The 14,958-nt window shown below is 30.6% G+C and carries 13 protein-coding genes; all 13 read left to right on the plus strand.

Features of this window, described 5'->3' with window-relative positions; genetic code table 11:
• The first annotated feature begins 317 nt into the window (after nt 1-317).
• The 13 genes from DFQ06_RS14450 (at nt 318) to DFQ06_RS14510 (ending at nt 14,958) form a co-directional block, all read left to right on the plus strand.
• Complete coding sequence (locus DFQ06_RS14450; protein WP_133968447.1) at nt 318-2,393, plus strand: T9SS type A sorting domain-containing protein; 2,076 nt, start codon at nt 318-320, stop codon at nt 2,391-2,393.
• Nucleotides 2,394-2,911: 518 nt separating this feature from the next.
• On the plus strand, nt 2,912-3,745 hold the full coding sequence (locus DFQ06_RS14455) for an AbiJ-NTD4 domain-containing protein (RefSeq protein WP_133968449.1): 834 nt from the start codon (nt 2,912-2,914) through the stop codon (nt 3,743-3,745).
• 348 nt (nt 3,746-4,093) lie between these two features.
• The gene (locus DFQ06_RS14460; protein WP_133968451.1) at nt 4,094-4,660 is read left to right on the plus strand and encodes a hypothetical protein; all 567 of its coding nucleotides are present in this window, start codon (nt 4,094-4,096) and stop codon (nt 4,658-4,660) included.
• Nucleotides 4,661-4,850: 190 nt separating this feature from the next.
• The gene (locus DFQ06_RS14465; RefSeq protein ID WP_133968452.1) at nt 4,851-5,384 is read left to right on the plus strand and encodes a hypothetical protein; all 534 of its coding nucleotides are present in this window, start codon (nt 4,851-4,853) and stop codon (nt 5,382-5,384) included.
• A gap of 223 nt (nt 5,385-5,607) precedes the next feature.
• Nucleotides 5,608-6,222 carry a hypothetical protein gene (locus tag DFQ06_RS14470; RefSeq protein WP_133968454.1) on the plus strand — a complete coding sequence of 205 codons (615 nt, stop codon included), beginning with the start codon at nt 5,608-5,610 and terminating at the stop codon, nt 6,220-6,222.
• A 93-nt stretch (nt 6,223-6,315) separates the two neighbouring features.
• Complete coding sequence (locus DFQ06_RS14475; protein ID WP_133968456.1) at nt 6,316-6,747, plus strand: hypothetical protein; 432 nt, start codon at nt 6,316-6,318, stop codon at nt 6,745-6,747.
• A gap of 304 nt (nt 6,748-7,051) precedes the next feature.
• Nucleotides 7,052-7,999: a leucine-rich repeat domain-containing protein gene (locus DFQ06_RS14480; protein ID WP_133968458.1), complete on the plus strand. Its 948-nt coding sequence runs from the start codon at nt 7,052-7,054 to the stop codon at nt 7,997-7,999.
• A gap of 226 nt (nt 8,000-8,225) precedes the next feature.
• The gene (locus tag DFQ06_RS14485; protein WP_133968460.1) at nt 8,226-9,194 is read left to right on the plus strand and encodes a tetratricopeptide repeat protein; all 969 of its coding nucleotides are present in this window, start codon (nt 8,226-8,228) and stop codon (nt 9,192-9,194) included.
• Nucleotides 9,195-9,222: 28 nt separating this feature from the next.
• On the plus strand, nt 9,223-9,834 hold the full coding sequence (locus DFQ06_RS14490) for a hypothetical protein (protein WP_133968461.1): 612 nt from the start codon (nt 9,223-9,225) through the stop codon (nt 9,832-9,834).
• Nucleotides 9,835-10,028: 194 nt separating this feature from the next.
• On the plus strand, nt 10,029-10,952 hold the full coding sequence (locus DFQ06_RS14495) for a hypothetical protein (RefSeq protein WP_133968463.1): 924 nt from the start codon (nt 10,029-10,031) through the stop codon (nt 10,950-10,952).
• 506 nt (nt 10,953-11,458) lie between these two features.
• On the plus strand, nt 11,459-13,177 hold the full coding sequence (locus DFQ06_RS14500; protein WP_235833554.1) for an amidohydrolase: 1,719 nt from the start codon (nt 11,459-11,461) through the stop codon (nt 13,175-13,177).
• Nucleotides 13,178-13,347: 170 nt separating this feature from the next.
• Complete coding sequence (locus tag DFQ06_RS14505; RefSeq protein ID WP_133968465.1) at nt 13,348-13,923, plus strand: hypothetical protein; 576 nt, start codon at nt 13,348-13,350, stop codon at nt 13,921-13,923.
• Nucleotides 13,924-14,706: 783 nt separating this feature from the next.
• Nucleotides 14,707-14,958, plus strand: coding sequence for a hypothetical protein (locus DFQ06_RS14510; protein WP_042505115.1), 252 nt, complete (start codon nt 14,707-14,709; stop codon nt 14,956-14,958).

Below are 14,958 nucleotides of genomic sequence, written 5' to 3' on the forward strand. Positions count from 1 at the left end.
ACCTACCAAAAAACACCACACCTCAATCAATTTTTACCTGAAGCCAATTATATAGAAAAATGGGACATTGAAGTGGACGAATTAGGCACAGTTCCTTATAAAAAACATTCAATTAAGGCGCCTTAAAACCATCTTAAAAACCGAACATCAAAAATCTCACATAATTATTTTATGTGAGATTTTTCATTTTAAACACCACTCCTATTTCATTTCATCTTACTATTCATTACTTTTACCGACTGAATATCAGTTACTTTTGGTTAGTTTCATTTTTAATTATAAAACAGTATCTGCTTTTCATAAAATCCCAGATCACCATGAAACACATTATACTCTTAGCCATTTTAACATGTTCCTTAAATTGTTTTTCTCAATTTGGAGCAGATTATTCTTCTTACGGATTCAATTTTGTTAACGATACTTATAACGACGGTTTAAAAAACTGGACAGGCACTAATATTAACGATTCTAGTAAATTCAATCTATACAAACAAGATGTACAAAACAACTATGCGCTAGAGTTAAAACCAGTAAACGAAACGTTAAGCATCAATTACAACGATTTTGGTTACATGGATTTAAACCCATGTGCTTTTAAAATAAACATTAGGGTTAGAGTCAATCAATATTCCGGAGATACCGATAAACTCAGCTTCTCGCTTTTTACGGGTGCAAAAAAAGTAGAACTTCAATTTACTTCATCGGGAATATATTATGCCAACAGTACAAACACCCTAGAATTCATTACCTCAGCGCCTACAATAAACCAATGGATAACCTATTCTCTGGCTTTAGATAGCTGTTCTAGTAGTGCAACACTTATGTTAGAAAACGATGCCGCAAACGCATTCACGCTCAATTTACCAGATAATACCACGGCACAAAATATAAACCTCGAAGCTTTTACGGATAGTAACACAACGTTTTCATCGGAAATAGACCATCTATTCATTTACAGTAACCCAATAAAATGGTGGCTTGGGCCTTCTACCGCATTTGTAGACGATACGCCTGCCGGCTACACCAATACCACAGGCGACAGACAGCATTTTTTAGCCTTACCAAATGGCGAAAAAATTGGTTTAAATGAAAACGGTGGCGGCTACATTACCTTTACAGAATTAACACCTGGTGGCCCAAATCTAGATCCGTTTCCTAAATTTGGTTCTGGAGGCACAAAAACCCTTAGAGGCTATTTCCATACCAGTAACTTTAACCCAGTGCAAGCAGGAATTTCTAGTACATCGGGCGGGCATTTGGTTAATATAAATACTACAGCCAATAAAGTTGAAGTAGAGCGTTTTCCGTTGCACTCTTATATTCAAGATGATTTTACCGAAAACACACCTTTAATTTACCCTAATAATGAAACGCTTGGAGATGAAAACGATCCTGCCATTATTGATGATGATGTTTATGATGAGTTCGGGCTCGATATGAGGCATGAGTTAATGTGCGAATTAGATTTTAACACCTCTATAGAAAATGTAACTAAAACCGGCAGTATATCTACCGTAAGGCACATTGCAGAATGGGAATACATACGTCATCCATCATTTATTCTTCAATTTCATGAAGTAAACGAGAGTGTGCGTCCAGATTTTGAAACCTTTACAGGTGCCAATAACGATATGGGCGAAATGCGACATAAATTTGAGTTTAGACTAAACAAAGATTTAGGTTACCAGTGGATTTTGTGGAGAGACTCCAATAACGCCTGGCAATCGCTAAATGTAACAGCCGTTGGCGATTCTAAAAAAATAACAATACGCACCAACACCGCATTAGAAAAACGTTTTTTAGTATTTTCTACCTCATCAGATCCTGATGCTCCGGGAGCCGTTTCTTGGTTTTATCCGGAAAGTGATTATAACACCAACAGTACTTTAGGAAAAAGTAGAACCGATAAAACGGTTAACTACACACACGATAGAAGAACCTCTGTAACCATAGTTGCCGATTGGAGAAAAACAAATTGGTGCAGAATGAATTTGTATATAAGAAATGAAGGCTTAATTGCGCCATCTAACGGCGACCCGAATATATATGAAGCTTTCCAGATGGAAGCCTTACAGCTATTTGGTACACCTAACGAGATATTAGATGAAGTGATGGCTTATGATGATACTTTAGTTACCAACGCTATTGAACAGAATACAGCCACTCAAATTTTCCCTAATCCGTTTGCTAATAAACTAACCATTACTGGGAAAAATTTACTGAATAAAGAAGTGAAATTATACTCTATGTTAGGCAGAGATATATCCAGTGCCATTGAATTTATATCTCGCTCTAACACTAAAGTTGTACTCAGAATAAATAATTTAAACTCCGAAACTTATTTCTTGAAGGTAGGAAACACCACAAGAATGATAAATAAACTTGAACGCTAATTAACTTGCCATTCAAGTGGATTTACAATGAAGCTGTTTATTTTTTGCTTGCTTTTTTAGCCAACTTTGCAGCTTTTTTTTCTTTAGGCGTTAATGTTGCCTCTTTTTTTACATTCTTTTTTGAATCTTGCGATTTAGCCATAACTTAATGTTTTAAAATGTTTTAATTGTGGATTAAATGTAGTGAAAAGGATGATATGAAAATTTTATTACCGCTTTCTTTTACAAAAATTAGCCGTTACACCTTAAAAGGGATTAAAAAACCCTGAAACTCCTCGATAACAAAACAACCTGCTTTTATTATTTATTTTACCCAATTACGGTTTTCCGTAAAACTAATTAATTATGCCTTTGTACTTTAGCTTCAGTTTAAGAAAAATAGGTAGAAATACGTATGTTTTTTATTACTAAGAATAACTAACTTCGGCCGAATCTCTTCAACGGGTTTCTGTGATGCAGAATGATGCTGTTTGGGGTGTTTTTGGAGTGAATGAGTTAGCAATAATACTGAAAAAAAAATGAGATTTTCCGAAAGATTAGGATATAAACCGATAAAGCAAGAATTACAATTTGAGGTAATCGATACCGATTTAAAAAACACTCTTTGGACTATATTTCTAGATGGTTTTTTCAATAAATTAGAGGATCGACCTTATCAGGGAAAAAGAGAATTATATGGTTACACTTACTCTCTTTGGCTAAACTTTTTTAAGCTACCAATTGACTCAGCTCCAATTCATAGTGATAAATCAGTAAGTAGAGATATGGTTAAAAAACATATTAGAGAATTTTTCTTTTCTACTAAAACTAACTGGTATGAAATATATGATTTACTTGAATTTTCTGGAAAATATACGAAAGGAGAATATTATGAGATTTTTAATAAAATTCTAGAACGAGAAAAAGCTGGATATCGTTTTTTAAAATCTCAAATTGTGCCTATTACTTCTAAAGAGGAAATCGAAGAAATTGAAGAAGCAATAAGTAGTAATGATACTTTTAAGTCTGTTAAAACCCATTTACAAACATCTCTTAAATTATTATCTGACAAACAAAGTCCAGACTACAGAAACTCAATTAAAGAATCTATTTCTGCAATAGAATCTATGTGTAAGATTTTCACAGATGACGAAAAGTCTACATTAGGGCAAACATTAAAAAAGCTTGAATTAGAAGGACATTTACACCCCGCATTAAAAAAAGCTTTTAGCATGCTTTATGGCTACACAAGTGATGATGGCGGAATTAGGCACGCATTAACAGAAACAGACAGGGAAATAGATTTTTACGAGGCAAAATTTATGCTGGCCACTTGTTCTGCTTTTATTAATTATTTGAAAAGTAAAATGTAAAAGTACTACTGCCAACACCGTGTTATCTAGATACAATAAATAAAAACCTATCTACCAGTATAATAAATCAACAAAACAAGGTACAACATTTAGGAGTAACAAGAAAAAAACTTCCCTTCTCTTAAAGGATTATTTAAAAGAAACTCGGTTTATAGAAATATTCTATTTCGTTTACTTTTTTAAGCAACTTTAAATATGTTTTCTTCCTTAAAGAATTTCAATACAACAGCTTATGTACTCATATTGAATCATTTAAAAATTAATAGTTTTAATACCATAATAAAGATATATAGTTAATACTAACTGTATGCTTTTGTTGGCAACCATTGAAAAAAAAACCGAACTGAATTGAAAAGAGAAATAAAAATTGGAGATTGGGTAAATTCTTACTCGAAAGGAATTTATAGAGTCGAGAAAATATTTGATATATTTTATGAAGAAAGTTCGCCATTAATACCAAAAGGTAAAAAAATTGGAGACCCACAAAACAAAATTGTACTTTCAAAAAGATTTCTAAATTCTAAATTTAAGAAGTCTTTTAGTTATGATAGATGTGATGAATCCTTAATTACGCATTTAACAAAAAAGGACCTCAAAGAATTAGATAAAGTTGTAAAAGAAAAACCAGAACTAATATCAGAACTAAATAAATATAAAATACCAACTTTAAATACAATTAATAACTTTGATTTACAAATTGATAACGAAAATGACTTACGAAAAGTAAATGAATTGATTGAGTTTACAGTAAAAGGAAGATCTTATCTCGAAATCCAAAATGAAATGGAAAGACTTGATATTATTCGATTAAAACCTAAATATTTCGGGAATTATAAAGTTCAGATGTTTAATTACGATTTCGAGATTATAAATAAGAGATTTGTTTGGAAAGATGTAAAATTGAAAGAAAATTAAAAAATCGAATAAAAACGGTTGCCAACATTGTATAAAAATAATGCTTAGTTTAGTACTCAATCAAGAGTAAATGCGAGTTTGGTTGCTTATGATTTTCCTTTGGTAAATCCATGCACACAAACATCGCACTATTCTTATACGTAACCGTTAGAAATAATATGACAAATTCAATCTTACAAACCAAAATTCAATGAAAAAATATAAGTATTGGGAAAAATGTATGTCAAAAATTGAATCCGATAAAATTCAAGAAAGTATTGAATTTGCAATTGAAAAAGCAAAGGAATTAGGTGTCCAAAACGAACTAATTGACAGAATTTTTCAAGTAAATCTAAAAGGTTACGAAAAGAGAATTAATTCGAAAATGGAAGAATGTATAAAGCGAGCCAAAACAGAAAATGCAAAGGTGTTATGCTTATACTACAGTTTAGATAATGGTTGGGATAGTACAATTTATATCTGCAAAGAATATACTAAGGAAAATAGTTATTGGATTGGAAAGTCAAGAAGTTGGATTGATATTGGAAAAGCAAGAGGATTTTCTGGAATTTACAAAAAAGAAAATGAATCAGCATTTTTTTCTGACAATCTAAGTTCAGGAATACCATTATTATTGATGTTAAGAACAACAATTGCCTTTTATAATGTTGCTCAGAATTACAAAGACTGTGGATTAAAAATATGTATTACTGCAACAGAATCTGATTTTGTAAGAGTATTATAAAAATTAAAAAAAGACTATTGCTAACAATGGCTATAATTAATACGGGTTTGGGGCTAACCTAAAGTTTAATGTATTTTACAAAGTCCGCTAAATATAAAATTTGGCGTTTATAGTAGAAAAAATAAAAGCAAAATATTTATATTTAGCTAAGTAATAAACCGAAACGAAAGTGCTTATCACCTGCCCTACGTTTCTTAGGCTTAACGTTGTAAGTAATAAAAAAATGAAATCCGAAATAATAAGTAAAATAATAGAATTAGGAGGAACTTTCGTTAAAGGAAATTCTCTTCTAGAAAATATAAAAGGAATTGAATTTAATCACCCTTTATATCCTCACGAATCTTGGGGAGAAGAATTATATGGAGTTGATGAATTTTATGACAACCACAAAAGTCTATATAGAAAAAATAAAGATGAATTTTATAACAATTTAATTTCACATTTTTTTTCAAATCACGAATTACCATATGGTCAATCGTTCTTTAGAAAAAGATTGTTTACGCCATTAACTAAAGGAACAAAAGATTATGAAGAATGGATAGACATATTCGAAGATAACGAAATGACTGACTTAGATGAAATTAAAAAAGTTGTTGGAATTGAAAAATTAGAATTTATGGAAATAATCTATTCATATGGTTTTCCTGACGGATATTATGTTTGTTTGTCTGACCCAAATAAAGATAATCCAACTGTATTTGGAACTGACCACGAAGTATATTTTCAAGAGATAACAAACGAAGGAACTCTAGAAGATTTTCTCAACCAGTTTTACACTAAAGAAGAATTTATAGATTTAGTTCAAAATTATATTGAGAATGAAAAAACAGATAAATAACTGCTGCCAACACCGTTTAAAAACATTTACGGTATGGGACTTGATCAAACGTCGTTGTGTGTATTTCGAACAACCGAACTAAAAACAAACTGAATGGGAATATTTGGGAATCTATTTGGAAGTAAAAAACTAAAAACGACTGACTCTCATTTTGGAGAAATTGAGAGTTTTAGCACCAGAGGAAATAATGTTGGTTGGCAAGTGAATAAAAGATTTTTGAATTCTGATATTGAAATTTTAATCGAAGGAAATAAAGACGGAATATTTGAAAATCAAAAGCAGATTTTACTCAGTGCTCTGAATAACGAAACGGAAATAAAATCTGAATCGGAAAAAACACTGAAAGAGCAGTTTGAAAATTCAGAAATGGAATTCGTGTCGATTGAAAAGAATTTTGAACTGAAAGGAATATCAGTACGTGATGAAGGATTTGAAATGACGTTTCAAGAAAAAGAAGGACAAAACTACTTTTTCAATGTACATTATGAGAATAATAAACAAGTTGGAGTTTCGATTGACGGATAAAACTCGGAATAAAAACTACACACAACACAGGATTTTCTAGATACGACAAATAAAAACCTATATACCAGTATAATATACCAACAAAACAAGGTGCAACAAAAAACAACTTCCCTTCTCTTAAAGGGTTTCTTAAAATAACCTCAGTTTATATAAAAATTCTATTTCGTTTACTTTTTTAAGTAACTTTTAATATATTTAATCATATTTTCTTCCCTAAAGAATTAATAGTTTTAATACCATAATAAAGATATATAGTTAATACTAACTGTATGCTTTTGTTAGCAGCAAATAAAAACAAGATTCAATGGCTATAAATTATTATGATGACAGAGTTCAGGTTTCTCATAAACTAAACAAGAACGAAAGTAATGAAGTAAATGAATTTTTACATAACAACCCAGATAAAGCATTACGACTATATTGGTTTGAAGACACTAAAGAATTGAGTTTTGTATCAGAAATTCCTAACGCAAAAAATATAAGTATTGACTATTCCAAACTTGACAATATTGACTTTTTATCCGCCTTACCCAATATAGAGAAACTTGATATTAGTGAAATGACAGGGAACCTTGATGTAAATGCTATTAAAAATTTCAAAAACCTAAAAATCCTTAATTTAAGTCTCAACAAGGCAACCAAACAGACAGACCTTTCTATTCTCAATAATGGAATTGCTTTAGAAGAATTTTATTTTTCTGGAAAATTTAAAAAGAACTCTCTTAATCTAAATACATTAAAAAACATTAAAGTTCTTGCACCTCAATTAAGTACAATAAACTTTAAAGAGCTTAGTGACTTAAACCAATTAAAAGAAATAAGACTTTTTAATCAAAAAATAGGCTCGTTAGATGGAATTGAAAAATTTACGTCAGTTGAAAACCTAATGATTAATGGCGTTAAAATGGAAAACCAAGATAATTTAAGCCCTATATTCAAACTCCCTAAATTAACTATTTTGAACCTGAGTTACGTGAAGTTCATTAAAGATTTCACCTTTATAAAAAGTAGTCATAATTTAAAGTGTTTATATCTATGGACTCTTAATGGATTAGAAAGTTATAAAGGAATCGAAAAATTAACTTCCTTGCAGAAATTATCACATTGTGGAGAACATAAAAATCCAAATGATATAAATTTTGACAACATTGAAAATTTGAAAAATCTAATGGAATTAGAAATTAAAGTTGGACGGGTTAATGAAATGAATAAGAGAAAAATCGAAAAGCTAATTAAAAATATCTGCTGCTAACAATGTGTATAAAACATAGCTATTAATTGCTTTTCCAAAGGTTTGTGCATATTTACCAAGTCCGCCAATTTTTTATAATTTGGCTTTTAGGAAATTTAAGATAAAAACAAAATTATAAAAATTCGGCTCGTGTTTAATCCGAAAATAGTGTATAATTTATACGCTACGTTTCATACACTAACCGTTATGTGCAATGCAAAAAAACCGCTGATAAAATTGAAAATATATGCAAAATGAAATAAGGCAAGCAGTTGGGTTAAGTCCTGAATTAGAAGATAGAACTTTTGATATGCAAGGAGAAGCTTTTGAATTACTTGAGGAAAAAAAATATAATGAAGCCGAACAAAAAATAAAAGAAGCTTGGGGTTTATTACCAGAACCTAAATTCAACACTTCTTGTTCACATACGATTTTGTGTGACTTAATTGAGATTCTAACAACAGTTGGCAAACACGAAGAAGCAACACCAATTCTTGCAGATTGGACAAAAGATATTGAAACGTGTGGTTATAGAATTTTTGAAACCACACCTTTTATTTTATCAGGAGAAAATTTTCTGTACCTAAATGAAGTTGAAAAAGCCAAAGAACAATTTTACAAATCGGCAAAATACGGAGCGACAAAACGTGATTTTAGTGATAAACCTTTATTCTATTTTGATGTAGCCAAGAAAAAATTAATGGATAATAATGAAATTCTTATTCTATTTAAAAAAGAAGTTCTTGAAAACTCAAAAAAGAAAGTGACAGTTGAATATCTGTCCGAAGAAATATGTGACCAAATTGAGGAATTAAGTGAAAAAGGAAATGAATATTTCGAGGAAGAAAATTATCAAGAAGCTATAAATATTTGGGAAAAGGCATTAACTAAAATTCCTAATCCGCAGAACTATTATTCGGAAAGTCAATGGTTAGAAACTTCAATTGGAGATGCTTTTTTTCATATAGGAGAACATATTAAAGCTTTTGAACATTTTCAAAATGCAAAAAACAACATTGAGGGAAATGCCTATGAAAATCCTTTTATAATGCTTCGATTGGGACAGACATTTTTAGAAAAAAATAATAATGAAGAAGCAAAGGAATTTTTATTGAGAGCTTATATGTTTGAAGGTACAGAAATTTTCTCTGAAGAAGATGAAAAGTATTTTAAGTTCTTAAACGAGAATATTGACTTGAAAAAGCACAGCACATAACACAGCATATAAGTTAGCTGTAATTTAAATGAAACATATTATACACATATCAATACTATTAGTTTTAATTTCTTGTAAAGAACCTACTGGAATTAAGAATACACAAATTATAAAAAACGAACCAATTGAAGAATCTATAGAAAATAAGTTAGTTAAAGAAGTAAGATCTTGGGACATTCCGAATGAAAACACTAAAATTGAAATTTTAAAATCAAATATTTCCATCAATGATGCCACTTTAATCTCAAGACTAAAACCTTTTCTAAATAATAAAAAATTTAAAATTGAGGAAACAAAATTAATCGAAAGCAAATTCTATAAAAACTGCAAAGACAATATCATATTGAGAATTGAAGGGAAAGGATTAAAAAAGTACTATGTGAAACGAACAGAATCTAAACCAAAAAATTATTATCCCGATTTTATAATGTGGGTTTATGAATTTGAAAATGAAAGCCAAGCAGTTACAGCAAAAAAGAAAATACTTAATGCTTTTAAATCATCTAATGGATATTGCAACGGAAAAGAACCTAATTATCTAGTGCTGTATGACAATAAAATTATTCATTTAACAACTCGTGCTGAAATGTTTAGAGGTTACATTATAGATATTGCTGAAAAAATAAAAAACTATAGCTAATACTATATATAGCAAATAGGGCGATTAGTTTTTAATCCAACGGTTATTGTCTATTTGCAAAGTCGCCAAATCTTTTGATTTGGTATTAAAAGAGAAAAACAAACATCAATAAGGCTTAGTCAAAACTTAGTGTAAAGTATGATCTTTAACTTGTGTAAACTATTTCCCTTAACGAACATTAGAACAACTAACTTATGAATAGAACTTTAGTAGTATTATTTATATTGACTTTTAGCTTTTCTTGTAAAAACAATGAGAATAAAAAAACCGCTGATTCAGTAAAAAATGAATATCAAGAAATAATAAAAAATGAATATGTATTAAATAAGCCTACTAAAAACATAAAAGCGGTTTTAGTACTTTTTGGTGGTTTTCCAGAAAATGCTGAAGACATAAAACGAGAATTCAAAATACTTGAAAACGCAAAAAACAATGATATCACTGTTCTATATTTGAATTACAATAGAAAATTGTGGCTTGAAGAAAATGAATTATTAAAATTGTCTGAACAGCTACAAAATATTTTTAAAGCGAATAAATTACCAACAGATAATATTTACATAGGTGGATTTTCAAGTGGAGGAACTGTTGCTCTATTAATCAGTAATTTTATGACTAATGAAAATTCTAATATACTTCCAAAGGGTGTGTTTATAGCTGATTCACCTTTAGATTTAGCAGAGTTATATAATACTGCTAAAAAAAACATTGAACGTGATTTTTCAAATTCCACAATGGAAGAAAGCAAATGGTTACTTCAAACATTAAGTAAACATTTTGGAAATCCAAACGACAATATTTCAAAATATGAACTTTATTCTGTTTTCACTTCAAAAACAAATAATATTATCAATATTAAAAATTTAAAAAATACCAAAATTAGACTTTATACTGAACCAGATACACTTTGGTGGAAGAAAAACACTATGGCTGAGTATGACGAAATGAACGCATTCCATATTAAAAAACTTTCTGAATCATTGAATGAATTGGGGTTTAAAAAAGTTGAATACATTCCAACAACAAATAAAGGTTATCGAGCTAACGGAGAAAGACATCCTCATAGTTGGTCTATTATAGATAGAAAGGATTTAATTAACTGGATGTTGAATAAATAAAAACTGCGTAGTACACCGTGTTATCTAGACGCCAAAAATAAACACCTGTATACCAGTATAATAAATCAACAAAACAAGGTACAACATAGGTGTAACAAAAAAACTCCCTTTCTCTTAAAGAATTATTCAAAACAACCTCAGTTTATAGAAATATTCTATTTCGTTTACTTTTTTAAGTAACTTTTAATATATTTAAACATATTTTCTTCCCTAAAGAATCTCAATATGATAGCTTACGTATTCATATTGAATCATTTAAAAATTAATAGTTTTAATACCATAATAAAGATATATAGTTAATACTAACTGTATGCTTTTTAGTGCTTAATTTTCAGAAACCGCTAACCAATGATAAAATTCTTTAAAAAAGAACGACTTCAAATACAAATTACGCAAGGCTTAGTGTTTGATTTAGAAATAGATATATGGAAGACAAAACGACAGATTCTCTACTACTCTAGCTAAGTTATAGGACGAGCATTAATTAACTAAAACTAATTACAACTATGATGACACTACGATTTTACAAATTAAACATAATAATTGCCTGTCTTTTTTTAAGTTCATGTGCTAATAATAAAAAAGAATTTGGCACCATAATTATTCATGGAGGAACCATTTATACAGTAGACTCTACACAGACAACAGTAGAGGCCGTTGTAACAAAAAAGGATAAAATTCTCTTTGCTGGAAGTTTTGAGGAAGCCAAAAGCTATCAAAACGAACAAACGGAACTTATCGATTTAAAAGGTAAAACAATGACACCTGGCTTAATTGAAGGTCATGGTCATTTTATGGGCTTAGGCTATAATGAATTAGAGCTTGACCTGATGAATACGAGGAGCTATCAAGATATTGTAGACGCTGTTGCTGAGAAAGTTAAAACTACTAAACCAGGCGAATGGATTCTTGGTAGAGGTTGGCACCAAAGCAAATGGGACAGTATGCCAGCAAACACGGTTAAAGGATTTCAGACGCATCATTTACTAAGCGAAGTATCACCAGATAATCCTGTTTTTTTAAGTCATGCAAGTGGTCACGCAGGCTTCGCAAATGCTAAGGCTATGGAAATTGCAGGTTTAAAAGGCTTACGTAAAGAGGGAATCCAGACGTATAATATGGAAGGAGGAGAAGTTATTGTTGATCAATTTGGTATGCCAACAGGTATTTTCAATGAACATGCAATATCTATGATTTACAAGTATATCCCAGAAGAGACGCCAGAAACAAACATTCAAGCTTTTAATCTAGCTATGGAAGCGTGCCATAAAAATGGTATCACTAGTTTTCATGACGCAGGTATTTCAAGTAATACAATAGCACTCTACGATGACATGAAATCGGCCGGAAAAATGAATATTAGATTGTATGCCATGCTAAGAGGTGGTGAAGAACTACTTAACGAATGGTTAGAAAAAGGTCCGAGGATAGATCCAGATCATCGTTTTACTATACGTTCTATAAAATTAAGTTGTGATGGTGCTTTAGGCTCCAGAGGTGCTTGGCTTTTAGAACCTTACACAGATCGCCCAGGTCACTATGGCCATGAAACGCTTCCAATGGACATTGTAAAAGAAGTAGCAATAAAAGGACTTCAAAACAATTTTCAAGTCTGTTCGCATGCTATTGGAGATCGTGCTAATAGAGAAATTCTTGATCAATATGAATTAGCGTTAAAGGAATTAAATATGTTAGATACCGATCATAGATTCCGTATTGAACATGCACAACATTTACATCCGGATGACATTCCTCGTTTTGCAGAACTGCATGTAATTCCTGCAATGCAGGCCATACATTTGTCTTCCGATAGACCTTGGGCCATTGACCGTTTAGGTGAAAAACGAATTAAAGATGGCGCCTACATGTGGCAAGATTTATTACAGAGTGGCGTTCCTATTGTTAATGGAACGGACGTGCCTGTAGAACCTCTTAATCCTATTGCTAGCTTCTATGCTAGCGTAAGCCGAAAAACACTTAAAGGAATCCCTGAAGGCGGTTATGAGCCAGAACAAAAAATGACAAGAATGCAGGCCTTAAAATCATACACTTTAGATGCTGCGTATGGCGCCTTCGAAGAAAACATTAAAGGTTCTATTAGCAGTGGTAAGCTTGCTGATTTTACAATTTTCAATCAAGATTTGATGACAGTTGAAGAAAATCAGATTTTAGATACTGAAATTGTGATGACTATTTTTAATGGTAAAGTAGTTTACAAGAAATAGCCAAATAGCCAAATAACGAAAGCACAACAACGCGTATGATTAATTGCTTGGTTTTAGACTACTTACAAAAGTCCTTGCGGACTTTCTATCTGTGATTTATTTGCTAACTTTAGTGCACAAACACGCTACATTTCATAAACCAGACGTTGTGCTTAATTAAAAAAACTGATTTGAAAATAAAAAACATAAGACTAAAAATATTTGTATCAATTATGATTCTTTTGTCGTTTTTATACTTTTTATTTATAAGTACAGACATTTTATTACCTTCAACGAAGGAAGTCGAAAATTCAAATCAATTAAAGACTGAAATTGTTAATGAAATTGCTAGCAGCCTGAGTAATAATGATACTTTATATTTAGCTACAAAGAGAGAATATGGTGTCTGTGGAAATGACTCTAGATTTGACGGAACAACTACTTTTCCGGAAAGAATTCAAGAAATAAAACATCTTTTAGACAACCCTTTTTATCTTGATTTATCAAAGGATTTTGAAATGAGTAATTCTTTAAATGGTAGCACTATTATTGTTGGAGTTATTTTTGACAATAATTTTATGTCAGAAAAATATAATTTTGAAATAATATCAGATTCATCAAATCAAAAGAAAGAACTTTGTGAAGTTAAAGATATATCCATAAAAAAGGATACCGTTATAATTTATAATTATTCTCTTCATAAATCTGAAAGTGATAAAGTGAAAATGGAATTTATTAAAGTTGATTCGAAATGGAAAAGAAAATAAAAACTAAGTATAACGAAAGCCATAATTAATGCCGGGTTTGGTGCTTAACCTAATGTTTAATGTATTTTTATAAAGTCCGCCAAAGCTTTTGATTTGGCATTTCTAATAGAAAAGTTAAAAGCAAAATATTTATATTTCGCTAAGTAACAAACCGAAACGATAGTGCATATCTCCTGCCCTACGTTTCTTATACTTAACGTTGTGTTTAATGCTGAAAAACCAAGCGCGAAAACAAAAATGATAAAAAAACGAATCGATACTAATTTGCATTATGCTCAATATATAATCGCTCGAATTATTCTTGTCGGCGGAATTGGATTTCTAATTTATAGCATTTGGACGAAAGAAACCGGAGCAATTATTTTCTCTTCTCTATTCGTAATTTATGTCCTAATTCTTCTGAGAAAAGTTTTTGACAAACCGACAGAAATCGAATTTGACGAGAATTATATTTATTTCGAAAATGGAAACGAACGAATTGAGTTAAATAAAGTAATCGGAGTAAAAAAGAATCGGATTTTATACGACTCAAACGGAGTTGAATCGAAGTTAAAATTGCCGAATTTCCATTTTATGGACAAAAAGTGGACTGAATTAAAGGAATTAATAAAAAGCACTAAAACACAACACAGTATATAAAAAATTGCTGTTTTTTGCTTAATCAATGTTAGTTGCTATGTTTGCTAGCTTCTGATTTTCCTTCGGAAAATCCTCGCACTCAAACACGCAACTTTCTATATACATTTAACGTTAAAAAAAGCACCAAATAAAACCCTTTATAAAATGAAAAAACATATTTTATTATTAGCTATTTTAATAACAAGCATCTCTTTTATAAATTGCGAAAGTGATCCTTGCGATGAAGGCTATACTCAACTAGACAATGGAGTTTGTGTGCCTGATTATATAACAGGAATAGAACAAAAAACCGAATTAGGCAACGTGTTTTTTCATTCAGAACTAGGTGCTGTAACATACAAAAATGGCAGTTGGTTCGATGAAAATAATTCAGTTATCAAGAACATTAACAATTAA

Origin of the sequence: Algibacter lectus, from assembly GCF_004368925.1 — a bacterium.
GTDB lineage: Bacteria > Bacteroidota > Bacteroidia > Flavobacteriales > Flavobacteriaceae > Algibacter > Algibacter lectus.